This is a genomic window from Pseudoalteromonas sp. NSLLW218 (assembly GCF_015864775.1).
Classification (GTDB): Bacteria; Pseudomonadota; Gammaproteobacteria; order Enterobacterales; family Alteromonadaceae; genus Pseudoalteromonas.
The window spans coordinates 184,170-209,941 of record NZ_JADYWO010000002.1; the positions used below are offsets into that span (position 1 = coordinate 184,170).

Consider the following 25,772-nt stretch of genomic DNA (forward strand, 5'->3'; position numbering starts at 1 on the left):
TTATTAATATTCATTTAAGGAAATTTTATGACAGGTTCAATGAGTTCTGATGTGCAAAACCGTTTGCAATGGTCACTTTTATCTTTGCGTTTAGGCGTGTTTATTGTAATGGTTATGTGGACGTTCGATAAATTCGTAAATCCTGGTCATAGCGCACGTATTTTCGAACATTTTTACGGTATTAGTGGCTCATCTGATATTGTTGCTTATGTAATTGGTGCTCTTCAACTTGTATTAGTATTAGCATTTTTAGCGGGTATTAAAAAGCGCATAACTTACGGTATCATTTTTGTAATGCATGGCTTATCAACGCTTTCTTCTTATAACCAGTATATAGATGGCTTTAACAACTTATTATTTTTCACTGCATGGCCAATGTGGGCTGCGTGTTTTGCACTTTACTTATTACGCGACCAAGACGTAAAATTTACTGTAAAGTAATAAAACAATAGTTATACCCTTAAGGTTGAAGCTAAAAATACATTGGGCTGAGTTGCTTACTATTTCAGCCTAATGTATAGCCTTTAAGCACTTCTTCTAACAATCCAACCTCTTTGTTATCTTCTAAAATAATCCTTTTTATATTATTTCATCCTAAATATTGCGTTAGATCAAAGTTAATATATTTGTAAGAACAATATCGACAGCTTTAGTTTATGTTAGCTATACGGTTAGTAGGTTTTAATTACCTCAAGTTATTCAACTCAATGTTGTATAGAAGGCTCGTATGGAAAAGGTTAAAATTTCGTCGGCGCATCAGTCATCAAATCGTTCAGAGAACAAGTCTTCACACAATCAAAATTGCGATGAATGGAGCAAGCTTGATTTAGTACAATTACAAGCAAAGCTAAAAACATCATCCGACGGGTTAAGCCAAGCTGATGCCACACAAAGATTGGCACAATATGGACCTAACGAACTAGTTGAAGAAAAACCAAATTTATTACTCAAGTTTTTATCTTACTTTTGGGGGCCAATACCGTGGATGATCGAGGCCGCTATTATTTTATCGGCACTTGCTAAACACTGGGCCGATTTTTTTATTATTCTTGTATTATTGTTGTCCAACGTATTGGTCGGCTTTTGGGAAGAACACCAAGCGGGTAATGCAATTGCTGCATTAAAAGCAAAATTAGCTAACAAAGCACGCGTTCGCCGCGATACTCAATGGCAAAACTTAAATGCCAGCGAACTTGTACCAGGTGATGTTATTAGAATGCGGATGGGCGATATAGTGGCTGCAGATGCGCGTTTGCTAGATGGCGATACAGTAGAAGTCGATCAATCATCACTTACGGGTGAGTCGTTACCGGTTGTAAAGTCGGCGGGTGAGACTGTTTATTCGGGATCTATTATCCGCCAAGGTGAAATAGAGGCAATAGTATACGCAACCGGTGCTAATACCTTTTTTGGTAAAACAGCACAGTTAGTACAAGGGGAGCGAACCGCAAGTCATTTTCAGCGAGCAGTGCTTAAAATTGGTAATTATTTAATAATGCTTGCTGCGGCTTTAGTACTGCTTATCGTTATTGTTGCTTTGTTTCGCGATGATCCAATGATCACCACATTACAGTTTGCACTCGTACTAACCGTTGCGGCAATACCAGTCGCCATGCCAACAGTGCTATCAGTTACTATGGCTGTAGGCGCTCGTTTATTGGCTAAAAAGCAAGTGGTTGTAACACGTTTAGCTGCAATTGAAGAGCTAGCGGGTGTTGATATTTTGTGCTCTGATAAAACAGGCACACTCACGCAAAATTTATTAACGTTAGGTGACCCACTTTGTGTTGATAATGCACTTAATGAAGTAACTTGCGATGACGTTATATTGAACGCCGCATTAGCATCTCGCTCAGAAAATAACGATCCGATTGACTTAGCAGTATTACAAAGTGTTAAAGCCGATCAAAATCTAGATTCTTACCATATAGAACATTTTCAGCCATTTGATCCCGTGAGTAAACGTACTGAAGCGTCAATTAAAAATGCTGATGGTAAAACGTTTAAAGTAACCAAAGGTGCACCACAAGTTATTTTAGCCTTGTCGGCTAATATTGAGGCAGTTAAAACTCAAGTTGAGGCGTCAATAGATGAATTTGCAGCACGTGGGTTTCGCTCTTTAGCGGTTGCTAAAACAGACGAGCAAGGTAACTGGCAATTTATAGGTGTATTGCCGCTTTTTGATCCACCGCGTGAAGAAGCAATACAAACCATTGCCGATGCAAAAGAAATGGGTATGAACGTTAAAATGGTCACGGGCGACCAAGTGGCCATTGCGCGCGAAACGGCAAGTAAACTGGGTTTAGGAGCAAACATTCTTGATGCTAGTGGATTTGGTGCAACGGAGCATCACCAAACAACGCAGTTAGATGACTCGATCGAGAGCGCTGACGGATTCGCACAAGTATTCCCTGAACATAAATACCATATTATTGATGTGCTTCAGCATAGAGGGCACATTGTTGGTATGACAGGAGATGGCGTAAATGACGCGCCAGCACTTAAAAAAGCTGACTGTGGTATTGCTGTATCGGGTGCTACCGATGCCGCGCGTTCAGCAGCCTCAATTGTGTTAATGACCGATGGCTTATCGGTCATTATTGATGCAGTTAAAGAAAGCCGAAAAATATTTCAACGCATGAACAGTTACGCTATTTACAGGGTTGCTGAAACACTACGCGTATTACTTTTTATGACAATGGCGATATTAATTTTTAACTTTTATCCGTTAACAGCCGTCATGATTGTAATGCTTGCTTTACTTAACGATGCCGCCATTTTGTCTATTGCATACGACAATGTGCATTATCAAAATAAGCCCGAAACATGGAATATGCGGCTCGTTTTAGGTATTGCATCTGTGCTGGGAATTGTAGGGCCAATTGCAGCCTTTGGTTTATTTTACTTAGGAGATAAAGTATTTGAACTCGACCGTCCTCATCTTCAAACATTAATGTACTTATTACTTTCTGTAGCAGGGCATTTGACTATATTTTTGGCGCGTACCCGAGGTCCATTTTGGTCTATTAAACCGTCTGCTATATTAATGGTCGCCGTATTTGGCACGCAAGTTATAGCAACACTTATTGCTGTTTATGGTGTGTTTATGACCCCACTAGGATGGGGGTGGGCACTTGCCGTGTGGGCATATGCTTTGGTGTGGTTTTTTATTAACGATGGTTTAAAGCTAGTGGCGTATCGAATTTTTGATCCAACAGAAGCACCCTTGCTAGAGAAGAGTTAACGCATAGACTTAAAAATGAAAAATGGTTATAAGCCAAGTGGCTTATAACCAATAGTACACAAGGGAGTGTATATAAGGTGGTTCAATTATTTGTGAGTAAAGTTACTCACAAATAAAAAGTATTTAGTGCATTGCATCGTTATATTGCTTTGCTAAGCTTTGTTTTTGCCCTTCGGTTAGTGCTTTGCCCGCTAATTGAAATACTTCGTGTTCTTCTTCACTTAAATGATGATGTACTAAATGGTGCAACTTTTTAGCTGCAACTAACCATGCAGACGAGCTCATTTCGGTATCTTCAAGTTGTTCAATTAATTCATCAATTTCGTGATGTTCAGCTACGCTGTGGCGCGCTTTTTCATGAGTTAAGTCATCAAACATAAGTGGGTTGTAAAAGTAACGTTCTTCAAATTTTGCGTGTTGTTCTAGTTCTGTTTTTAGCTCGTCCATTAGCGTGTGGCGCTGCTCTGTGTCGCCGTGCGTTTGAATAAGCGCATCTACTAATTCTCGTTGTTTGTCATGGTCATGACGTAGTGCTTCAAAAATATTCATAACTAATCCTTTTACAATTTATTTGCTTATATCACTAGTGTGCAAACTAAATGCCAAATATTAAGTTGATGTATTTTATTGCTTTTATTTTGATTTTTTATTTTTATGCTCATATCACTGTAAATTTTACAGTGATATGAATGCAATAATTTCAGGATTTTTCATAGTTCAATTATAAAGAAAGTATAAATCCCTACAGAACCTTACAAATAGTTACTGGTTGTTTATTTTATTGCAGTGATAAAGTAGCAACATTATTTAGGTACAACTTATATGTATTACTCCCAGATATAATACCAATCGGTATAAATGCAGGTAGCACGTTAACTGAATAGGATAGTTTAAGGATGAACATAAAAAGCCCCATCGCCGCATTATTGCTGTGCGCTTTACTAAGTGCGTGTAGTACAACCTCGCGTTCTGACCCTAACTTATGCATTGAAGAGGCTGAAATGGTTGATCGAAATGGCGCTCAAACAAGCTCAGAAGTTTATAATCAATGCATTAGCGCACAAATTAAAAAGGATGATAAAAACGACACTTTTTTTGATGCTATCGGTACGTTCTTTTTTGAATTTTTTGTAATGGTGGTAGAAAAGTAAATAGGCTAACTTGCAGCTGTGATTTAAATTAAATAAGTTGCGTAAAAATAGGATTAGTTATGAAGCAATTATTGATAGTAATTCCACTTTTTTTATTACTAAGCGCTTGTGCGGCACAGCCTTACGCAGGCTCGGCAAAATGTATGGAACAAGCAGATATTGCATACGAAACCGATACACGTAAAAATGAAACATTAGATAATGAATGTAAAGCTGCAAAAGTAAATACGCCTAATAAAGAGCTTGAGAATCATGGCTTGGTTGATAGAAGCCTTTTGCAGCTAATCGTTAGCTTTTTAAATGGTGTATTTCAATAGTACATATACAGTAAAAATATAACTAAATAAGGTATGTATGAGGGAAGAACTAAGAGCAAAAATAATTACCGTATGCGATAAAAAAATAGCAGTTAAAGGAGAAAATGTAGGGCTTTCTTTTTATGCATTTTTTGCAAATAAAAACGACGATCCAGAGCTACTTATGGAAGCTGCTACTTGGTGGATACACACCCATAAATTAGATCATTTTGTAAAAGCACATAAAATTAAACAAATGGTTTTAGACGAACTTTAGTCAAGTAAGTGAGCCAATACTTTTAGCTGTGTTTATTTAATCAACTACGACTTGGTTTCTTCCGTTTTCTTTTGCTTTATAAAGTAATTTATCTGCATGCTTAATAAGAATATCTAGTGTGCTTTTTAAAGGGCTACTTACAGAGGCTCCTGCACTAAAAGTGATTTTTGTATCTGTAGGAAAGTCTTCTATATTACTGCAATGCTCGGCGAAGCTAATGGCGAGTCGGTTAAATATATCGCGAATTATTCGTTCATCAGCCGTATTTAGTGCAAATAACCATTCTTCGCCGCCGTAACGGCCAAACTGATGATCATCACAGAGTGTTTCTCTTGCAGCTTTTGCAAAGGCAATAAGAACTAAATCGCCAACATCGTGACCAAAATGGTCGTTAACTTTTTTAAAGTAGTCTAAGTCAACAATTGCTATAGTCATTTTACCTTCACCAAGTTTTGCTTCTGCTGCGCGCATTATTCCTCTGCGATTAGGGCAATTTGTTAGGTAATCTGTTAATGAAATATCGTGATACTTTTGACGTTGTCGAGCTTGTCGATAAAATAAAAATAACGAAGCAATCACTAAAATAAACGCAATAGCAGCGCTAAGTCGCCAAATTATTTTTTGATGATATTCTTCTTTAGCTTGTAGCTCACTAATATCTTTTGCGTACTCTAGTTGCTGTATTTTTTCTTCTTTTTCTTTTACTTCAAACTGTATCTGTAGTGTTTTTATATTATTTTCGCTGGTTGCTTCGTAGTGTTTTTTTGTATAAAGGAGCTTTTGTTCAATTGCTTCAAAAGCCTCGTCAGTGTGGTTAAGGCGTCGCTTTAGCTCATAGCGTTTACCTAAAAAATCGGCTTTATAAATACTGCGGCTGAATTTATCTAATTTTAAAAACACCTCATCGTTTGCTTCATTTGCTTGATCAAGTAAATCTAGTTTTATATATATGTCAGCTAACAAAATGAGCGATGCGAGTTGCATGTCGTGAACACCTGCAGAACGAGCAAGCCCAATGTTTTCTTTAGTTAAAGTTAAAGCTTTATCGTAGTTTGCTTGTAAGTACTCAATACTGGCAATTGAGTACTGAGCAAAGGTTAAGCCTTTTTGCATATTAGCTTCTTTAAAATAGAGCAATGCTTTGTCTAGGTATATTAAGGCATCTTTAGGTTTTTCTATCTCAAGCAATATATTGCCTAAACTCCAATATGCTTTTGCAGTAAAAAGCCCATCTTGTGTTTGCTCATATGCTGCAACTGCTTTTCTTGCATAATATACGGCTTTGTCTTTTTCGTTTAGATAATTGTATGCATCGGCTATTTTTCTAAAAAAGTATCCTTGAGATGCTGAATCGTCATCTTTTAATGCTAATTCTAACCCCTCTAGTGCAACATTTAGGGTCTTTTTCAATGCATCTGTATCGGTGTAATAGTAAGCAAGTGCTCGTAAAATAATGATTTTTTCTTTAGTTGAATGCTGTTGCAAGCTCTCTTCTAATTTTGTGGCTAGCGTTTGTGCTGGAGCTGGGTTTGGCTCCCTCGCTAGAGACTTGAGTTGTGATTCGAGAAATAATAAATATACACTTTTTTGATTTGGTAACTCTTTGTTCTTTAAGTAATAGGATAAGTGTGTGTTTAACGCTTCGTATTTTTCTTGTCTAAAAAGTAACTCCGCATACAAAGCGGCCGCTTCTAAATGAAGGTTTTCCCAATTTTGCTCTTTGCTTATTTTAAACGCTTGAGTGAGTTTGTCTTCATTTTGAAGATAGTCTAGTTCATTTAGTTTTATGTTATTGATGAGGGTTTGAGTTGTTTCAAAGTCTAGCGCATGTAAAGTTGTACTTAATGAATCGCCGTTAGCTGAGGCAAGCTTACTTAAAAGTAAAAATAAAATGAGAACAATATACTTTGCCCATAAAGTATTACCTAAAATCTTTATTTGTGTATTGTTAGCCATGTTAATCCTTTGCTGACTTATTTTTATTATTGAAATAATTATTCACATTGCTTAATAAACTTGGGCTTGAACAATTTTTTATACTCATCATTGAAGAAAAAGACCACAAACGATATCAATTTAATTAATAAAAACCAACACATTGTATAATATAATGGTTGTAGCTATGTGTTTTTATTAAAAATCTGCGGCTACTTCAAACTCTAATCGTTTAAGTGTAATTGGGTGAGTAAATGCTAAGTATTCTGCATGTAAATGTAATCTATCGGCTTTTTGCCCGTAATGTGTGTCGCCTATAATTGGCATGTTTAAACCTAAACTGTGCGCGCAATGCACTCTTAATTGATGAGTACGCCCTGTTTTAGGATATAACTGTAATCGGGTAATATTGTTGTTACGCTCTAAAACGTGCCAGGTAGTAAGTGATGGCTTACCGTGTTTGTAACACACCATTTGGCGCGGTTTATCATCAAAGTCGAGCACTAAGGGTAAATCAATTACTCCGCTATCCTCAGCTACATTACCATTAACTAATGCGACATAACGTTTATCTATAGTGCGGTCAATAAATTGCTTTTGCAGTGCTTTGTGCACGCGTTTATTAAGTGCAATCATCAATAACCCTGAGGTTGACATATCTAATCTGTGTACAATTAGTGGACCCGACGCCTCTGGAAACTGCGTTTTGATTCGCATATAAACTGAGTCTTCAATATTTACGCCAGGCACAGATAAAAACTCAGCGGGCTTATTTACCACAAGTAAGTCGTCATCTTTATAAACAATATTTAAATCTTTACCTTGAGCTGGGTTGATAAGTAGCGGGTTATCTTCAACATCTAAACCCTTTAGCATGTGCCCAAGTATTGGTTGGCATTTACTGTAACAAGAAGGGTAGTAGTTTTTATGTTGCCTAATTGCTGATTTAGGCGCAGCTCCCCACCAAAATTCAGCCATTGCAAGTGGCTTTAAGTCATGTTTATAGGCGTATTGTAATAATTTAGGCGCAGCACAATCGCCAGCACCCGAAGGAGGAGTGTGCTCAGGCAGTGCTGCAAATATGGCATTTAAGTCTGTAGTTTCTCCATTTGCATTTAAAAATTGGTACTGTGCAAATAGCTTTTTTTGTAAGCTTTTAGAAAGCGTTTTACGGCGTTTTTTTAAATGAGCAATTTCATCAGAAATATTGATGTGTGTTTGCTGCAGTGACTCGATTATATTTTGCCAATAGGCTTTAAGTGCCAGCAGTTGCTTTTTTTCTACGATACTTTGCCCTGCAAGCTTATTTTTTAACTGCTCAAAATCACTTTCGTTAAGCTCTAATTCGCCTTCGGTACGTTGTATTTTACGTTGCTGGCGACCGGCTTGCATTACTCCCTGTTGAGCTAATAGTGCTTGCTGGTAGCTCTGTGTTGCATCATCAAGTTTGCTATTAACTTCATGCAGTTGTTCGCTATTTTCTAATTGCTCAATTTGAGCATTAATATCGTTAATTATTTTACTTTGAGCCAAATAGCTATCGTCTTGCAGTTGCATGCTAGAAACTGGCGGTACAAAGCTAATATTGGCTTTATCACCTTCAATTTGCCCCGAATAAGCACTTAAAAAGCCTAATTGTTGCTTAGCATTTTGTACCACTAAAACTCCAAACATTTTACCTGCATTTTCTGCTTTTAAATGCGTTAACGTTTCAAGTTGTTGCTGTAATTGTTTAGTGGCTGCTACAGCTAATGGTTGCGGCTCGTAATAAAAAGGGAAAGTAAACTTTTCAGGAAGCGCGAGAGAATCAATATTTTGAGAAAATAATGTAAAGCACGAAGCAGAATTTGACATAGAAGTAGGAGAAAAGCATTCAGTAAAATAATTGAGCGCATAATAACATATTCATAGTTAAGGCACTAAAAATCTCGCACTCGCATATTCATAAATACTTTAAAGCGGACATTCATGTTTTATGTATCAGTATGGGGGGGCTGCAAACCTAGGAGTATCGTTTGTTAGTAAAGTCTCGGTAGTAATATATCTATCATTATCAAAATATTTAAGCTTATCGATTCTCAATAATTGAGCGCATTTCGAAACGATGACTTACTTGATAGATCAGAGGCGAAAAATCAATTTACAGAATAACTGAATATTTAGGAGTTCTATATTATGAGTCAAAATATCGCAAGTTTTATCACTAAAACCCTCGAACAAGCTGGTGTAAAACGTATTTGGGGAGTCACTGGCGATTCACTTAACGGCATTAGTGAAAGTCTGCGAAAAATGGGAACAATTGAATGGCTAGGAACGCGACATGAAGAAGTTGCCGCATTTGCAGCCGGTGGCGAAGCGCATTTATCAGGAGAGCTTGCGGTGTGTGCGGGTTCTTGTGGCCCAGGTAATCTTCATTTAATTAATGGTCTATTTGATTGTCAGCGTAATAATGTACCGGTATTAGCTATCGCCGCACATATTCCTTCGTCTGAAATTGGCAGTAGTTATTTTCAAGAAACCCATCCGCAAGAATTATTTAAAGAATGCAGTGTGTATTGTGAAATGGTGTCGAGCCCCGAGCAAATGCCGTACCTGCTAGAAACCGCAATGCGACAAGCAATATTAAATAAAGGCGTGAGTGTACTTGTGCTACCTGGCGACATTGCATTAAAAGATATGCCTAAAGCTATTAAGCCAAAATGGAATGTGCCAAAACCAGCAACGCATACTCCCGCTTTATCTGATATTGAAGCAATGGCGACTCATCTTAATAAAAGTAAAAAAGTAACCTTGTTGTGTGGTGCTGGTTGTAAAGATGCCCACGACGAAATTGTTGCGCTAGCCGAAAAATTACAAGCACCGATAGTGCATGCTATGCGTGGTAAAGAATTTATTGAGTACGATAACCCTTACGATGTTGGTATGACCGGATTCATTGGCTTTGCGTCGGGGTATCATGCAATGCAAGAAGCCGATACATTACTTATGATTGGTACGAGCTTTCCTTATCGTGCATTTTATCCCGAAAATACCACTATATTGCAAATTGATAATCAGGCCGCGTCACTCGGGCGACACGTGCAAATTGACTGTGGCGTGCTAGGGGATACTAAAAACTCAGTGACCACTCTGCTTGATTATATTAAAGGTGAACGGAGCAGTTCGCACTTAGAAAAAAGTGTTAAAAACTACAAAGAGTCTCGACAAGATCTCGATGAACTAGCTACTGGCAAAACCTCGCAAAATTTAATTCACCCGCAATACCTAACACGTTTACTCAACGAGCAAGCGGCTGACGATGCTGTTTTTACTTGTGATGTAGGTACGCCAACAGTGTGGGCTGCACGTTATTTGCCAATGAATGGAAAGCGCCGCTTAATTGGATCGTTTAATCATGGTTCTATGGCAAATGCCATGTCGCAGGCAATGGGGGTTCAATCTGTAGATAGAGACCGCCAAGTCATTGCAATGTGTGGTGATGGTGGCTTTTCGATGTTAATGGGCGACTTAATCTCGCTTAAACAGCTTAATTTACCAATAAAGATTGTTGTTTATAATAATCGCTCACTTAGTTTTGTGGCTATGGAAATGAAAGCCAGTGGGTTTTTATCAAGCGATACCGATTTAGAAAACCCAAGCTTTGCTAAAATTGCAGAGGCCTGTGGCTTAAAAGGGATTCATGTGGATGACCCTGAAAAATTACCATCGGCAATGAACGAAATGATGAACCACTCAGGACCTGTTGTTTTAGAAGTCGACACTGCAAAACAAGAGCTTTCAATGCCACCGCAAATCAAATTAGAGCAAGCAAAAGGCTTTAGTGTTTACATGATGAAGGCGTTAATTAACGGCAAAGGTAATGAGATTGTAGAGCTTGCCAAAACTAACTGGTCACGCTAGTTGAGTTACTTCCTTGTTGAGTATTTTGGCTCAATAGGGAAGTGTAAATTAGAAGTAGGATATGATTAAAATGGAAGGTTTTTTAGTATAGTGTTGGAATCACTACGATGCTTTTGAGCTCACTCAAGTGCGATGTAAAGAGCTAAAACACTTAGCATTGGCATCAATTGCTACTTGGTAGTTTTTTTAGTTTAACGTTTCACTCGCTTTACTCAATCAAAGTAAAGCGAGCGCTCAGTATCACTTACAAACTCTTTTTAGGCGGTAGGGCGACGTTTGCAAATATTAGTCCTGCAACAAGCGACATAAATATTAAAAACGTTTGTTGGCCTATGTGTTCTGCGTATATAAAGTCTTGGCCTTCAATTAGTGAGTTTAAGCCAATATAGGTTTTGCTACCTGGTACTAATACAATTAAGCCTTGCATGGCCACAATAGAAGCTGGCGCATTAGCAACGCGGTTAAACAAGTTACTAAATATACCCACCGATAAAGCACCCACAAACGTACCTAACGTGTAATCAAGATACATAGCTGAGCCAATACTAGTGCCATACGCTATAAAGCCTGATGCAATAGACCAAACCGCATGCTTAAGTTTGGTTCTAAAAATCACGATTAAGCTGCTACAAAGTAAAAATATAGCCAGCCATGCGGTCCATTTTGGTAATGGCTCAGGTTGTACAAAGTCGGCTTGCCCAAAGAGTGCAAAGCCAATACCTATACCTATAAAACCACCAAAATACAGTTTAAACAACAGCATAAACGAGTCCATTACCCTTGCTGTGCCCGACACTAAATGCCGCGCTGCAAGCTCTGCTAAACCAAGCGCAAGTGCTAAACCGGGTATAAATACAATAATGGCCGAAAGTACTACCAAGCGTATATTTATTTCAGGCGTTATATACACGCTTACTGCACATGCAAGTACTGCTGATATTATGGCAACTAATGGCTCAAGCATGTGAGCTACGCGTTTTGAGCGACCAGACCAAAGCACAAACACATAAACGACTAAAGTAAGCAGCGATGACCAAATAACATCAGTCCAGCTAGTACCCATTAACATAGCAAACGCACCACCAGAAGTTGCAAAGGCAACGCCCGTTGTTAATTTATTATATGGGTTTGGCATCACAAAAATTGCGTCTAGCTGCGCATCAACTTCTTGTAAACTTAGCTTGTCGTCAAGCATTTGGTTTACAAGGTCGTCGGTGTCGGCAAGTGAGCCTAAATCGTGATCGCCAGGGTCTACACGTGCAACGTGGGTGTACTCATCTTCGTGGCCATCGGTCCAAATAACAAACGTTACAGAGGTTGGCGACATAACAAATGACGATTTAAGTCCTAAGTAAGTAGCCACTTCCATTAGGTGGGCTTCTAGGCGGTAGGCTGGGGTGCCATACTTGTGAAGCATTTTACCCAATTTAACGATAAATTTGCGTTTTTCTGTAAAGGTTGCAGTTTTCAAATCTTTTTGGACCAAATATTGCGATAACTAAGCTAAAAATATAGACAATACAGCTAAAACTGCCCACGTTTGATGGGCGCGATTTTAAACACTAATTGGTGTGTGTCTAGTCATTTTTAATCTAATTTTTTATTTTTTTCAGCTATCCATTGCGACATGTATTGAGTGCTGCGCATTGTATGATGTTTGAGCATTTGGCCTGTGAAGTTTTTTTCGCGATGAGCGCTTAAATCGCAACTTATTGAATCAATTTTTTTAATTAACGCTGCGCTTAATTGGGCTTTATCGTACAGCGTATTAAGGAGTGTATTACCATCTTGCTGCGCTTGTTCAAAGTCACTTTGATTGTTATGCATTTCAATGGCAGCGTTGGCAAAGTCATCGGCTGTGTTGGCTATTTTACCTGGCCATGGTAAATCGTTATGCATGCCCTCTGCGCCAATGTTAGTGGTAACGCTGGGTGTTTGCATTATCATGGCTTCAAGCAATTTACCTTTAATGCCTGCACCAAAGCGCAGTGGAGCTAAACATACACGCGCACTTTGCATTACATCAAACGCATTATCGGCCCAACCTTTTATTAAAAATCCTGTTTTAGGGTTATTTAGTGCCGTGGCTTTTGGTGGTGGGTAAGAGCCATAAATATGTAGTTCTGCTTTTGGGAGTTGCTTGCGAATAAGTGGCCATATTTTTTGTAAATAAAGTACAGCATCCCAGTTTGGCGCGTGTCTAAAGTTACCTATTGTCATAAAATGCTGGCGCTGCTCAAACGTTTTTGTACTTGTAGGCAGTGAGCTTAAATCGACCATAAACGGTAAATGGTGTAATAAGCTTGGCTCTATTTTAAATACGCTGTTTAGCAGGCTCATTTCATAACTTGAAATAATTAAGCTCAGGTCGCAGCGTAAAATAGCGGCAATTTCGCGTTTTGCTATGTCTGAATGTAAATCGCTGGTTGTAAAGTCACGCTCACCTTTAAACGCTTCGTGGCGAGCATTACGTAGGCACTGTAAATCTTCGGTATCTAAAATTTTAATTGCGTGTGGGCAATGCTTATCGACGCGCCAGCCAAATTGTTCTTCCATCATAAAACGGTCAAACATGACTATATCTGGATTATAGGCTTTAACGTATTCGTCAAAGCTGTCGCAGTTTAATGCAATGCTTTGGCTGGTTATGCCGAAGTCGTCAAGGTTTACCATGTGATCTGTGCGCTGCGCGGGCGTTGCAAATTCAACGTCCCAGTTTTGCGCTCTAAATGCATTTAATAACGACATCATGTGCGTTCCCGCAGCAGACGAATTTGGCTCTGGCCATACGTAGCCAATTACCAGCACTTTTTTCATTGGCTAGAATCTCTAATTTGTAAGTTTACATTTACCAGTGTTTTTACTGGCGGGGCTGTATTTTGTAGTAGCTCTTGCAGTATTAAAAGGCACCGCTTGGCTATATCGGTTGTACTTATAGCCACGGTGGTTAAGTGATTATTTATAACCGCGCTATTAGGAATATGGTGGCAACTCACTACTTTAATAGAGTGATGAGTTAATGAGTTAATAGCGGCAATAACACCTTGAGCAATAATATCGTTTGAACACACCACTGCGTTTAATGTTGGGTTATGCTTATATGCTTCTATAAATGCATTTTTAGCGCTAAGGGCTGTGTTTACTGCGCAGTGAATAGGGGCTACTGGATTAATGCTGTGCTGCGCGCAAGCGGTATTAAAGCCACTTTGTAGTGCTTGTGAATCATTTAAAGTAAGTTCACTGCCTATAAATGCAATGTTTGTCACGCCTTGTGCGAGCAAATGCATACTGGCTACGTGGCTGGCTTTTTTATAGTCGGGTAATACACAAGGAGCTGCGCTAAAAGGCACTTCACTCATTACGGTAATTACTTTGTGTTGCGCGCTGAGCGTATCAAGCCATTTGGAGCAAGTATTAGCAACGGGGCAAATAATAAATGCAGCAGCGTTGTATTCTTTTAAGTTTTTAACTGCGTTTGCTTGTAGTTCAAGACTATTATTACTGCTTACAATCATGGCTTGTAGGCCACTTTCGTTTAACAAAAGTTGTAGGCTGGTAGCAAGTTGCGCCATAGTTGGGTTAGTTAAATCGTTTATTACTATGGCCACTAAATTTGAGCGCTTTGAGCGCATAGCAGCGGCATCACGATTATAAACGTAACCAAGCTCATCAATCGCTTTTAGTATTTTTTGTTTACTTTTATTGCCCACTTTATCGCTTTGGGTAAGTACCAAAGATACGGTTGATTTTGATACACCAGCACGCTCTGCAACATCAAAAATAGTGACTGATTTGGCTTTGTTATGCATTGTATTTTAAGTACCGCAGTGGTGAATAAATAGCGCTGTAGTTTAGCTTAATCAGCACTATTAAGTCATCTTTTAGAGGTGTTTAACTTACCTTAATACTTTATGAACAAAGCAAAACGTGTTTATATACGCTTATAAGAGTAAAAAATAACAAAAGGATAAAAACATGAGCGCTTTTAGGCTGTTAGTTGCCTTTATTTGTTGTGCGGCATTAGTACCAACAAGTTACGCCGAGCAGGGCTATCAAACCCCATCACCTGAACTTGCAGCATTGGTTGATGCTAAGTTAGCACCCACTAGTTACTTATCGAGCGATGGCCAGTGGTTAGCGCTTTTTGAACGCAAACGTGTAGTAATCCTTGATGAACTTGCAAAAGAAGAGCTTAAGCTTGCTGGTATTAAGCTAAACCCCGCTAATTTTTCGCGCTCTCGTGTGAGTGCCAAATTTAGTGCCGTGGAGCTAAAGCATGTTCAAAGCGGGTCGGTTATCAGTATTAATAACTTACCTAATGGCATTATTCGCTCACCTAAATGGTCATCTAATAGTCAATATTTAGCCTTTATTGTTGAGCAACCAGCCCAAGCCAATTTATGGCTTTACAGCGTTGAAACCAAACAAGCAAAAGAGTTAACTAGCGCTGCATTAAATTCGGTACTAACTGCATCACCATATAAATGGCTGCCAGATAGCAGCGCCATTGTTGCAAACCTCGCTGTTAACTTTGGCAAGCCAAGGCTTGAAAATAACAGCCAAAATGTAGTGCCTGTTATTCAACAAAGTACTGGCGAAAAAGCGCCTGCACGTACTTACCAAAATTTATTAACAAGCCCGTTTGATGAATCACAATTTAAATTTTACGGCCAAGGGCAATTGGCTTACGTAACGCTTGATGGTAATACTCAAGCAATAGGTAGCCCTTCTTTATTTAAATCATTTTCGGTATCACCTGATTCTACCAATATATTAGTCGCCGGTATTAATGAGCCGTTTTCGTATCAAGTGCCTTACAGCCGCTTTGCAAGCACGTGGCAAATATGGGGCATGCGCGGCTATGCATTAGCAGAGCTGGCAAAACAACCACTTGCCGATAACATTCCACAAGGTTACGACAGTGTACGCACAGGCCGCCGTAATTTTGAATGGCGAGCCGATCAGGGCGCTGAAGTTATTTGGGCCGAGGCGCAAGATGGCGGCGACATGAAAACTGACGTTGAGCATCATGATTATGTATACAGCTTGCGTGCACCATTTAAACGCGAGCCTAAATTATTTGCCAAAGTAGAACGCCGTTATGCAGGAATGGAGTGGGGCAACGAAAACGTAGCAATGCTGACAGACTGGCGCTTTAGCGATCGCCAAGTACGTACTTACATAGTACAGCCACGAAATGCCGACAGAAACCGCGTTTTGTTTTCAGAGCGTAGTTACAACGACGCGTATAAAGATCCAGGTAATGCAATTTACGAGCGCAACGATTTAGGCGCAAACGTGATTAAAATTGTAGGCGGGCGTTATATTTACCTGCGCGGTAATGGTGCTTCAGAGCAAGGTAATGTGCCGTTTTTAGATCAATACGATGTTAAAACAAATAGCAGCAAGCGTTTATGGCAATCAGAAGCGCCATACTACGAGCGTGTACGCGCTCTGCTTGACGACGAAGGTGAGCGATTTATTACTATTCGTGAATCTAAAACTGAGCAACCTAACTTTTTTATACGCAATTTAGATAACGACACGCTAACGCAATTAACGACATTTGAGCATCCGTATCCTGCATTTAAAGGGGTAACTAAAGAGCAATTACGTTATAAACGCGACGACGGTGTTGAGCTTTCGGGTACGCTTTATTTACCACCAGGGTACGATAAAACACAAGGCCCGTTACCTGTACTTATGTGGGCTTACCCACTTGAATACAAAGATAAAGCCGTAGCATCGCAAGTTCGCGAGTCGCCTTACGCATTTACCTACATTGGCTATTGGGGTCCTATGCCTTACCTTGCCAAAGGGATTGCCGTGTTTGACGACCCTAAAATGCCAATAGTGGGTATTGATGGCAGTGAGCCAAACGATAACTTTAGAAAGCAGCTAGTATCCAGCGCACAAGCAGCTGTTGATGTATTGGTTAAAAAAGGTATTGCCGATAAAAACAAAATAGCCATAGCAGGGCACTCATACGGTGCATTTATGGTTGCTAACTTATTGGCTCATAGCGATTTATTTAAAACAGGTATTGCCCGCAGTGGCGCGTATAACCGCACATTAACGCCGTTTGGTTTTCAAGGAGAAGAGCGTGATTTTTGGCAAGCACAAAGTGTGTACGCTAATATGTCGCCGTTTTTTCACGCTGAAAAAATTAACGAACCAATGCTAATGATCCACGGTCAGGAAGATCCTAATTCGGGCACTTTCCCAATGCAAAGTGAGCGTATGTACGCAGCGCTTAAGGGTTTAGGTAAAGACGCTCGCTTAGTTATGCTTCCTTATGAAGCACATGGTTACCGCGCACGTAAAAGTTTATTACACGTGTTGTGGGAACAAGAGCAGTGGCTAGATAAGTATTTGTTAAATGATACAGCAGAGCCAGTAGAAGTAATTACTGAACCAGTGGTAAGTACTGGGCAATAGATGCTTTTTACATATGCGGTGGGGTGCAAGAAGATCCACCCTCAATCTCACGGCACTTTCCCAATGCAAAGTGAGCGCATGTACGCAGCCCTAAAAGGTTTAGGTAAAGATGCTCGCTTAGTAATGCTCCCATATGAAGCACATGGTTACCGTGCGCGTAAAAGCTTATTGCATGTATTGTGGGAACAAGAACAGTGGTTAGATAAGTATTTGTTAAATGATACAGCAGAGCCAGTAGAGGTTATTACTGAACCCTTGGTAAGTACTGGGCAATAGATGCTTTTTACATATGGGGTGGGGTGCAAGAAGATCCACCCTCAATCTCACGGCACTTTCCCAATGCAAAGTGAGCGCATGTACGCAGCCCTAAAAGGTTTAGGTAAAGATGCTCGCTTAGTAATGCTCCCATATGAAGCACATGGTTACCGTGCGCGTAAAAGCTTATTGCATGTATTGTGGGAACAAGAACAGTGGTTAGATAAGTATTTGTTAAATGATACAGCAGAGCCAGTAGAAGTTATTACTGAACCCTTGGTAAGTGCTGGGCAATAGTAATAAACATGAGTAAGCAACAGCGCGGCTACTTATAGCCGCGTTTTTGCTTTTAATATGAGAGTAAATTAATGATTGATGTAGCAGCACTTGCGGTTTTTATTCCTACCTTCTTTTTTGTGTCGATAACGCCAGGTATGTGTATGACCCTTGCCATGACACTCGGTATGAGCATTGGCGTGCGCCGCACATTATGGATGATGATAGGTGAGCTGTTAGGTGTAGCAACCGTTGCTATAGCTGCGGTATTAGGCGTTGCAAGCGTAATGCTAAATTACCCAGATGCGTTCGCTATTTTAAAATGGGTTGGCGGTGCGTACTTAATTTATATTGGCTTTAATATGTGGCGAGCCAAAGGGAAAATGTCGGTCGATACCTCAAAACCAAGTGACGTAAGTCGGAAGTCGCTATTTACGCAAGGTTTTGTAACCGCAATTGCTAACCCTAAAGGGTGGGCGTTTATGATCTCACTATTACCGCCCTTTATAAGTGTTGAGCATGCAGTAGCCCCTCAGCTTTTAGTATTGCTTGGCGTTATAATGACCACCGAGTTTTTAAGCATGTTGGCTTATGCAACAGGCGGTAAAAGCTTACGTTTATTTTTAGCCCGTGGCGATAATATAAAATGGATGAACCGTATTGCTGGTAGCTTAATGGGGTTAGTTGGAATTTGGCTTATTTTTGGTTAGCTCAAAAAGTAGTTGATATTGTCAATTAATTTGCTATAGTTGATTTTATCATCTATTTAACGCTTAAGGCATGCCCAAAAATGAGTACACCCGTATCAGTAAATCCAGTAATTGTTGAGCCTAAAAAAACACCTGTAATTTATAAGATACTGGTTATGGTAAGTATTATTACCTTAATTGGCGGTACTCTAACTGGCATTATGACTTATGTAAATGTGGGTGTTACAGAGCATTTTTATGCCGACTGGTTTACCTCATTTATAAGTGCAGTATTGGTTATGGCGCCTGTTGGTTTTGTAATGATGACCTTAATACATACGCTAGTTAATAAGTTATTACTTAGGGCGTATTGATCTTTGGTGGTTGAATTTGCATCAGTATGTTTGGTTTTTAGGCAAGGCAGAGCCTATGTAGTGTGGTTATTCCCCATAAATAGGCGATAACGCAGCATAAATACCAAACATGCGCTGCCTATTGGGTTCTTTCTAGGGACGATTAACTCTTTGTTGCTCGGTTTTGACTTAGCCCACTAGGTTACAAACCTCGCGCCGTGATTTAATCGCCCCTAGATTGAACAAATTTCAATCTACAAAGATAAACACGCCCTAGTAGCGAGCTAAAACGTAACTTAGTTATTAGTGTTTTTATGGCGCTGATCATGGAGTCTGTGATGGCGTTTGTTACCGCTACTAACAATATTGGCTATGCAGATATGCGTGTATTTGTAACTGGATGGGCTGAAGGGCTATTAGCCGCATTACCAATAGGTTTAACTATAATGCTGATAATGTCGGTTACGGTAAAACCTAAAATAGAACGCTTTTTAAAGAGCTAACACTTTGAGCGTTAACGTATTAAAGCAAATAATTTAATACGTTTATAGTGGGCAGATGCATGAAGTAATTAGCTACTTAATTGAGTTTTCTACCGGACAGCCTTGTTTACGGCATACACCTTCGTTACATAATTTGCATATTTTACGTGCTTCTACCTGCTCGCTTGTTAGGCTGCCAAGTGCTATTTCTATCAAACTTAAAAAGCTTTGTTTTTGTTCATCATTAAAGTTGTTTAGTATTTTAGAGGTGGCTGTTTCTCTGCTGCCTAGTACTAGTTCAACCCTTTTACTTCCTTTATCCGTTACGCATAAAACAACAGAGCGGGCATCTTTTACTGACTTTCGCCTTTCTACAAATTCTTCTTTTTCAAGTGTATTTATTAATCTAACTGCACCAGAATGCGTTAAGCCTAAAACCTTGCTTAGTACATCAATGGTTTCATTCGGATGATTGTAAATAGTGACCAGTGCCGCTTCGTGGCTTAGGCTTCGCCCGCCTAATTCGGCAATCTGCTTTTCAATGTCATTAGAAACAGAAGTAGCAAACGTGCCGATTAAATTTGATATATATTTTTCATTTTTCATAAATTTAATTATATGTGATTCGATCATATAAATATAGTGACAAATTAAGCGCGCTCATTTATTGTGTGACTCAGTCATGTATATTAACTCGGAATTAGTTAATCTACTTCGAATATTACACAAATTACATGAGCGAGGATTTACCGCCAGCTCATCAGTTAAATAGAGCGATATAATTAAATGAAAAATGATTCAGAAACATTACGTTATGCAAAAAAGTTTAAAACTGTATTAGATAAAAATATGGCCTACATAGACGAAGGCGAAGGTGATCCTATTGTATTTTTACATGGTAACCCTACATCTAGCTTCCTTTGGCGAAACGTTATGCCCTATTTGCAAGGAAAAGGGCGTTTAATTGCTATCGATATGATTGGATTAGGAGATTCGCAAAAGTTAGATAACACCCATGAGGGCAGCTACTCACTTGCTGAAAACAGCAAATACACATTTGCACTTTTAGAAGCATTGGGTGTAAATAATAACGTTACCTTGGTGCTGCACGATTGGGGTTCAGGCGTTGGTTTTAACTGGGCTAATACACATCGTGATGCAGTAAAAGCAATTGCGTTTATGGAAGCAATTGTTACTGACTTTCCAACATGGGACGATTTTCCTAAAGATTTGCACGGACCCATTGGCACTATGCGCTCAGCTGAGGGGGAAAAAATGGTGCTTAATGACAACTTTTTTATTGAAACAATATTACCAGCGACCATTGTACGCAAATTAACGCAGGCAGAGCATGATGAGTATCGCAGACCCTTTATAAATGCAGGAGAAGATCGCCGTGCAATTTTAGCAGGGCCTCGGCAACTGCCCATTGCTGGAGAGCCTGCTGATACCGTGGCTTTAGTTAAAAGCTATGCGAGCTATTTAGCTAACTCTCACAATATTCCAAAGCTATTTATTAATGCTGAACCGGGTGCTTTTTTAGTTGGTTACGCAAGAGACTTTGTGCGCACATGGCCAAACCTAACTGAGATAAGCGTAAGCGGTATTCATTATATTCAAGAAGATTCACCGCACGAAATAGGTAAGGCTATTTCTGATTGGTTACCAACATAGAAACAGGATGTATTAGTAAACCTGAACTTTGGATAATTAATCTATCTCAAGCCGTTATTTTCAGCGTTAACTACCATATATAGATGACGCTTTTATACAACTAAAAGCGTCATCCTTTAACTATTGCAGTAAAAAGGATGCGGTTTTACTCGCCTTTGCGCTTGCCACTTTTTCGGGTGAACCTTGCGCTACAATTAAGCCGCCTTCTTCACCAGCACCAGGGCCTACATCAATTACCCAGTCACTATTACGGGCTACTTGCATATCGTGTTCAACCATAATGACGGTATTGCCAGCATCTACTAATTTATTTAACTGCGACATCAGCATTGATACATCCGATGGGTGCAGGCCTGTAGTTGGCTCATCAAGAACATAAAGTGTGTTACCGCGCTGCGTACGTTGCAGCTCGGTTGCTAATTTAATACGCTGGGCTTCACCGCCAGAAAGCTCAGTTGCAGGTTGTCCTAAACGCAAATACCCAAGACCTACTTGCATAAGTGCATCGAGTGCTCGCAGTATCGCAGGTTCATTTTCAAAAAAGGTATACGCCGATTCAACCGTTAAATTGAGGATATCGCTTATGTTTTTATCACGATATGTAACCTCAAGTGTTTGCTCGTTATAACGTTTACCATGACATACTTGGCAAGGTGAATAAACGCTAGGTAAAAACAGTAGTTCTATACTTACAAAGCCAACGCCTTCACAGTTTTTACAGCGACCCTTAGCAACATTAAATGAAAAGCGACCAGCATCATAACGGCGTTCTTTTGCTTTTTGTGTTGAAGCAAATAGTTTACGCACATGATCAAACAAACCCGTATAGGTAGCTAAATTTGAACGAGGGGTACGGCCAATCGCTTTTTGATTGACTGTAATCAGGCGGCTTATATTATTTATACCTTCAATGATTTTTCCGTTGGTGTGTGTTTGCAGCTCTTGTTCGAGTAGGTCGGCTTCGTCGGTGGGGGCTTCTGTTATTACTTTTTGCCCAAGTGCTTCGTAAACAAGTTCTACTAAGGCTTGGCTTACTAGGCTTGATTTACCAGAGCCCGAAACCCCAGTAACGGTTGTCATAACACCCAGTGGAAATTCTGCATTGAGCTTTTTAAGATTATTACGCTCAATATCAGCCAATTTTAACCATGCATTAGGCCGCCTTTGATCCTTTTTTTGTGCGCTGTTTTGAGTAGACTCTTGAGTAGTATTTTTAGCAAAAAGGTGACGACCGGTGTGCGAGTTTTTTATTTTTTTTAACCCTTCAACAGGGCCGCTGTAAATAATGTCGCCACCATGCACACCTGCATCAGGGCCTACATCAACAATCCAATCAGCATGTTTAACAACGCTAATGTCGTGTTCAACAACAAAAACAGAATTGCCAGCCGCTATTAGCTCATCAAGCGCTTTTAAAAGTGCTTGTGTGTCTGCAGGGTGTAAACCCGCTGAAGGTTCATCTAACACGTAAACTACCCCAAATAATTTAGAGCGAATTTGTGTGGCAAGTCGCAACCGTTGTAGCTCTCCGGGGGAGAGCGTTGGCGTTGTGCGCTCAAGCGACAAGTACCCTAAACCAAGCATGGTTAGTGCTTCAATACGGGTGAGAATATCGCTGGCAATGCGCTGTGTAACAATGGCTTGCTCTGGTTTCTTTGTATTTTTATTTACTTTGGTATTAGCGGCGTTACTTAGCTTTTTAGCAAGCTCGTTTAATGTAAGTTGAGATAGCTCGCCAATATCGAGCCCTGCAAATTTAACACTTAACGATGCTTGTTTTAATTTTTTACCTTGGCAAGTAGGGCACTGCGATATTTGCATAAACTGCGATACGCGCTTTTTTGTACGCGGGCTTTGGGTAGTAGCAAAAGACTGTAAAACAAAGCGTTTAGCGCTTGAAAAAGTTCCCATGTAGCTTGGATCTTCGCTATTTTTTATCGCATTTTGTGTTTGCTCATAGGTGTAATCTGGATATACAGGCACAGTAGGTGTTTCGTCGGTAAATAAAATCCAATCGCGTGCTTTTTTAGAAAGTTTGTTCCAAGGCGTGTCTATGTCATAACCAAGGGAAGTAAGAATACGGCTTAGGTTTTTACCTTGCCATGCTGGTGGCCACGCGGCTATGGCGCGCTGGCGAATAGTTTTTGTATCGTCTGGCACAAGTAGCTTTTCGGTTACTTCAAACACTCGGCCTATTCCTGAGCATTCTGGGCACGCACCTTGTGGCGTATTTGGCGAAAATGCATCGGCATACAAAATACTCTGCCCAGCTGGGTATTCGCCAGCACGAGAGTAAAGCATGCGTAGCGCGTTAGAAATAGTTGTTATGCTACCAACTGATGAGCGAACCGACGGTGCCCCTCGTTGCTGCTGCAAAGCAACGGCAGGCGGTAGCCCTTCAATAGAGTCAACATCGGGCTCATCAACTTGATCTATCAACCTTCGGGCGTATGGCGATACTGAATCAAGATAACGGTGCTGCGACTCAGCAAACAGCGTTCCAAACGCAAGCGACGATTTTCCAGAGCCCGATATTCCTGTAAAAACAACCAATGCGTTACGAGGTAAATCAACGTCTACATTTTTTAAGTTGTGAACGCGTGCCCCTCTTACTTGAATGCTATTACTGGGGTCTGATAAATCTATTGTTGAGTTTTTATGTGTGCTTGCCATACGTTTATACTCCTGTTTAATCGCGTTTTTACTTTAAGCTAGCTTTGAATTATTTACTCTTATCACTCGTTATTACCCTAAAGTAGCGCAAGCACACTGAATGAGCGCTTAGTCTGTAGTGGCGCAGCCAAAGCGCTGGGTAAATAACGATGATTGTTTGTTTACATAATAGGTATGGAATGCGAATATAATTTAAACAGTTATTGTTATGTAATTTGTTACGTAATTTACTAGGTATTTTACTAGGTAATAAAAAGGAACTAACAGTGAATAAAGCCTTCGTGATCATTTTATTGGTGCTTTCGTGGGCAACCCAAGCCGACTCTATCAAAGCGCTAAATGTTGACCGTGCAGTACCAAATAGCATGAACTTATCGTTTGCAAACGATAGCAACATAACCCCTAAAAAAGGGGATTTTAAAATCACTAATTATGTATTAATGAGCAATGAAGAGGGCGAACGCTGGGCTGTTATAACATTAACTAACTTATCGTCGGGCAATCGCGAATTAGGCGAGGAACACATACTTGCACTTTTTGCCGACGGCAGCCGATTCATGCCAATGGAATTTAAACTTGGTTTTAAAGGTAACGAAACACAATCGGTAACTGTATCGTTTGCCGATTATAAATTCCCTATTTTAAGTGTGTATTCGAGTAACGATTTGTAACTAATAACGATGCGATAATATTAAATTAGGGATATTTCTAAAATTAAGGGTTTTTATGAAGTTTGAAGATGCGCAACAAAATATGAACCTCGCATACTTCGGTGGTGGAACCGGTGTATTAGTGTCTGGCTTGGTTTGGTGTATAGCTGGCTTTGTCGCATTACTGCATTCAAATCAATCGAGTATGCTTACTTTGTTTTTTGGTGGTATGTTTATACATCCTTTAGCCATGCTACTTTCAAAAGCGCTTAAACGCTCTGGCAATCATGACCCTAAAAACCCATTAGGTAAATTGGCCTTAGAAAGCACTATTATTTTATTTGTTGGTTTGTTTTTAGCGTTTTATGTAGCAAAACTTCAAGCTGAATGGTTTTATTCAATAATGCTGATGATAATTGGTGTTCGCTATTTAGTTTTCAACACTTTATATGGCATGAAAGTGTACTGGATTTTAGGTGCTTCGCTTATGTTTTCTGGCATGTTGTGTATTGTATTAAATGCCAATTTTGTAATCGGCGCCTTTATTGGCGGGATAACCGAAATAGTATTTTCGCTAGTAATATTTACCCAATCAAAAGGTGTGGCTTTAAAAACAGAATAACAATCTCCAATAATCGCAAAAATAGTGTGCAGTTGGAGTTACCCTTCAGCTTCGTAATATAGCAAAGGTTTTTAAAGTATTGAGTATCTGCAAATTGCATGTATTCATTAGTCGGTTTAGAGCGACAACCGGACGCTGAAAAATTCGTAGCATCATCCAAAATGCGAGACCCGTCATTGAAACTCTATCATTTGGTAAAAATGATATTCTTATTTTATAGGGACAATTGAAACCAACGACGAACATAAATCATCACTGGCTTTTAAAATTAAAAGGTACAACTCAGTTTAATATATGTAATTATTGAATAACGACCATTTTATAATGGAAATTTTTAGCTAATAAAGGATTGATGAATGGCTCTTCTACGAATTTTTTTCACTGTTATTTTTGTTATATCTATCTCAGGATGCATAGGTGCAGGTGTTGTGTACTCTTATGATGAGGAGGTGAGTGTTTCTTTAACTAAATCAGAAGTAAAAAAGCAATTTGGTGAACCTTTAAAAGTAAAATCTGACCAAAAGAAAGAAGTTTGGTATTACAAAGCCAAAGACGAAAGCGTTAATGGTTTTTTTATTGGCCTTGGTATACCATTACCGCTATTTATTTTTCTAGATGAAAAACTTATCGTTGAGTTTGAAGGCGAAACAGCAACGAAATTGATATATAAAAATTCACAGCAAAAAACAGTTGGCGCATTTTGCAAGTTTGTACCAGCTCTGCACCATGGTCCAAATACTTGGTCTTGCCATTTGGGTACTAAATCTGGAGGGGTCTAAGTAATATCTTCCGTTCATAATAGCGATATTATAAATCATGAAACTACTGGTCTTAGAATTGGATTAGTTGATTTTGCT

24 protein-coding genes are annotated in these 25,772 nt (G+C 39.5%); 16 read left to right on the forward strand and 8 right to left on the reverse strand.

The features are described 5' to 3' along the window. Window positions 1-27: 27 nt before the first annotated feature. Window positions 28-441 (forward strand): hypothetical protein, encoded by a 414-nt coding sequence (locus tag I6E80_RS03565; RefSeq protein WP_007581772.1) that lies wholly within the window; start codon window positions 28-30, stop codon window positions 439-441. 286 nt (window positions 442-727) lie between these two features. Beyond that, on the forward strand, window positions 728-3,244 hold the full coding sequence (locus tag I6E80_RS03570; RefSeq protein ID WP_197184813.1) for a plasma-membrane proton-efflux P-type ATPase: 2,517 nt from the start codon (window positions 728-730) through the stop codon (window positions 3,242-3,244). Between the two features lie 123 nt (window positions 3,245-3,367). Here the strand turns inward: I6E80_RS03570 and I6E80_RS03575 are convergent, their stop codons facing one another. Then, window positions 3,368-3,793, reverse strand: a complete 426-nt coding sequence (locus I6E80_RS03575; RefSeq protein WP_007581776.1) for a hemerythrin domain-containing protein — start codon at window positions 3,791-3,793, stop codon at window positions 3,368-3,370. 347 nt (window positions 3,794-4,140) lie between these two features. Between I6E80_RS03575 and I6E80_RS03580 the strand changes: the two genes are divergently transcribed. From I6E80_RS03580 to I6E80_RS03590, 3 genes are read left to right on the forward strand one after another with little or no spacing between them, the layout of a single operon-like run. Then, window positions 4,141-4,395: a hypothetical protein gene (locus I6E80_RS03580; protein ID WP_170071295.1), complete on the forward strand. Its 255-nt coding sequence runs from the start codon at window positions 4,141-4,143 to the stop codon at window positions 4,393-4,395. A 59-nt stretch (window positions 4,396-4,454) separates the two neighbouring features. Next, a complete protein-coding gene (locus I6E80_RS03585) occupies window positions 4,455-4,712 on the forward strand; it encodes a hypothetical protein (RefSeq protein ID WP_024591905.1) in 258 nt (85 codons plus the stop codon). 37 nt (window positions 4,713-4,749) lie between these two features. Further along, complete coding sequence (locus I6E80_RS03590) at window positions 4,750-4,968, forward strand: DUF6500 family protein (protein ID WP_024600489.1); 219 nt, start codon at window positions 4,750-4,752, stop codon at window positions 4,966-4,968. 36 nt (window positions 4,969-5,004) lie between these two features. Here I6E80_RS03590 and I6E80_RS03595 read toward each other — a convergent pair whose 3' ends face one another. Together I6E80_RS03595 and I6E80_RS03600 are read right to left on the reverse strand one after the other, a co-directional pair. After that, on the reverse strand, window positions 5,005-6,924 hold the full coding sequence (locus I6E80_RS03595; protein WP_197184814.1) for a GGDEF domain-containing protein: 1,920 nt from the start codon (window positions 6,922-6,924) through the stop codon (window positions 5,005-5,007). A 177-nt stretch (window positions 6,925-7,101) separates the two neighbouring features. Then, entirely contained in the window at window positions 7,102-8,757 is a 1,656-nt protein-coding gene (locus tag I6E80_RS03600; protein WP_197184815.1) for an RluA family pseudouridine synthase, read from the reverse strand. 321 nt (window positions 8,758-9,078) lie between these two features. Here I6E80_RS03600 and poxB point away from each other — a divergent pair, with 321 nt between their 5' ends. Beyond that, entirely contained in the window at window positions 9,079-10,803 is a 1,725-nt protein-coding gene (poxB, locus tag I6E80_RS03605; RefSeq protein ID WP_197184816.1) for a ubiquinone-dependent pyruvate dehydrogenase, read from the forward strand. Window positions 10,804-11,047: 244 nt separating this feature from the next. Here poxB and I6E80_RS03610 read toward each other — a convergent pair whose 3' ends face one another. The 3 genes from I6E80_RS03610 to I6E80_RS03620 form a co-directional block, all read right to left on the reverse strand. Further along, a complete protein-coding gene (locus I6E80_RS03610) occupies window positions 11,048-12,274 on the reverse strand; it encodes a threonine/serine exporter ThrE family protein (protein WP_076924234.1) in 1,227 nt (408 codons plus the stop codon). A 116-nt stretch (window positions 12,275-12,390) separates the two neighbouring features. After that, window positions 12,391-13,620, reverse strand: a complete 1,230-nt coding sequence (locus I6E80_RS03615; RefSeq protein WP_197184817.1) for a glycosyltransferase — start codon at window positions 13,618-13,620, stop codon at window positions 12,391-12,393. Then, window positions 13,617-14,612 carry a LacI family DNA-binding transcriptional regulator gene (locus I6E80_RS03620; protein WP_197184818.1) on the reverse strand — a complete coding sequence of 332 codons (996 nt, stop codon included), beginning with the start codon at window positions 14,610-14,612 and terminating at the stop codon, window positions 13,617-13,619. Before I6E80_RS03620 ends, I6E80_RS03615 begins: the two co-directional genes overlap by 4 nt. A gap of 166 nt (window positions 14,613-14,778) precedes the next feature. Here I6E80_RS03620 and I6E80_RS03625 point away from each other — a divergent pair, with 166 nt between their 5' ends. From I6E80_RS03625 to I6E80_RS03650, 6 genes are all read left to right on the forward strand, one after another. After that, complete coding sequence (locus I6E80_RS03625; RefSeq protein ID WP_197184819.1) at window positions 14,779-17,241, forward strand: prolyl oligopeptidase family serine peptidase; 2,463 nt, start codon at window positions 14,779-14,781, stop codon at window positions 17,239-17,241. Further along, the gene (locus tag I6E80_RS03630; RefSeq protein WP_197184820.1) at window positions 17,242-17,517 is read left to right on the forward strand and encodes a S9 family peptidase; all 276 of its coding nucleotides are present in this window, start codon (window positions 17,242-17,244) and stop codon (window positions 17,515-17,517) included. It abuts the gene before it with no gap. After that, window positions 17,518-17,793, forward strand: a complete 276-nt coding sequence (locus I6E80_RS03635) for a S9 family peptidase (protein ID WP_197184821.1) — start codon at window positions 17,518-17,520, stop codon at window positions 17,791-17,793. A gap of 71 nt (window positions 17,794-17,864) precedes the next feature. Then, a complete protein-coding gene (locus I6E80_RS03640; protein WP_197184822.1) occupies window positions 17,865-18,482 on the forward strand; it encodes a LysE family translocator in 618 nt (205 codons plus the stop codon). An 80-nt stretch (window positions 18,483-18,562) separates the two neighbouring features. Beyond that, the gene (locus I6E80_RS03645) at window positions 18,563-18,835 is read left to right on the forward strand and encodes a DUF2798 domain-containing protein (protein WP_231616708.1); all 273 of its coding nucleotides are present in this window, start codon (window positions 18,563-18,565) and stop codon (window positions 18,833-18,835) included. 293 nt (window positions 18,836-19,128) lie between these two features. Continuing rightward, window positions 19,129-19,317: a DUF2798 domain-containing protein gene (locus tag I6E80_RS03650; protein ID WP_231615234.1), complete on the forward strand. Its 189-nt coding sequence runs from the start codon at window positions 19,129-19,131 to the stop codon at window positions 19,315-19,317. 72 nt (window positions 19,318-19,389) lie between these two features. On the opposite strand, the gene I6E80_RS03655 is transcribed toward I6E80_RS03650, so the two are convergent. Continuing rightward, on the reverse strand, window positions 19,390-19,902 hold the full coding sequence (locus I6E80_RS03655) for a MarR family winged helix-turn-helix transcriptional regulator (RefSeq protein WP_197184823.1): 513 nt from the start codon (window positions 19,900-19,902) through the stop codon (window positions 19,390-19,392). Between the two features lie 180 nt (window positions 19,903-20,082). Between I6E80_RS03655 and I6E80_RS03660 the strand changes: the two genes are divergently transcribed. After that, a complete protein-coding gene (locus I6E80_RS03660; RefSeq protein WP_197184824.1) occupies window positions 20,083-20,970 on the forward strand; it encodes a haloalkane dehalogenase in 888 nt (295 codons plus the stop codon). Between the two features lie 120 nt (window positions 20,971-21,090). Here I6E80_RS03660 and uvrA read toward each other — a convergent pair whose 3' ends face one another. Beyond that, the gene (uvrA, locus tag I6E80_RS03665; protein ID WP_197184825.1) at window positions 21,091-23,643 is read right to left on the reverse strand and encodes an excinuclease ABC subunit UvrA; all 2,553 of its coding nucleotides are present in this window, start codon (window positions 23,641-23,643) and stop codon (window positions 21,091-21,093) included. Window positions 23,644-23,909: 266 nt separating this feature from the next. Between uvrA and I6E80_RS03670 the strand changes: the two genes are divergently transcribed. The 3 genes from I6E80_RS03670 to I6E80_RS03680 all read left to right on the forward strand — a co-directional run bounded on the left by I6E80_RS03670 (window position 23,910) and on the right by I6E80_RS03680 (window position 25,694). Continuing rightward, the gene (locus I6E80_RS03670) at window positions 23,910-24,314 is read left to right on the forward strand and encodes a hypothetical protein (protein WP_197184826.1); all 405 of its coding nucleotides are present in this window, start codon (window positions 23,910-23,912) and stop codon (window positions 24,312-24,314) included. A gap of 55 nt (window positions 24,315-24,369) precedes the next feature. Further along, entirely contained in the window at window positions 24,370-24,915 is a 546-nt protein-coding gene (locus I6E80_RS03675; RefSeq protein ID WP_024598011.1) for a hypothetical protein, read from the forward strand. Window positions 24,916-25,271: 356 nt separating this feature from the next. Continuing rightward, window positions 25,272-25,694, forward strand: coding sequence for a hypothetical protein (locus tag I6E80_RS03680; RefSeq protein ID WP_197184827.1), 423 nt, complete (start codon window positions 25,272-25,274; stop codon window positions 25,692-25,694). The last annotated feature ends 78 nt before the right edge of the window (window positions 25,695-25,772 follow it).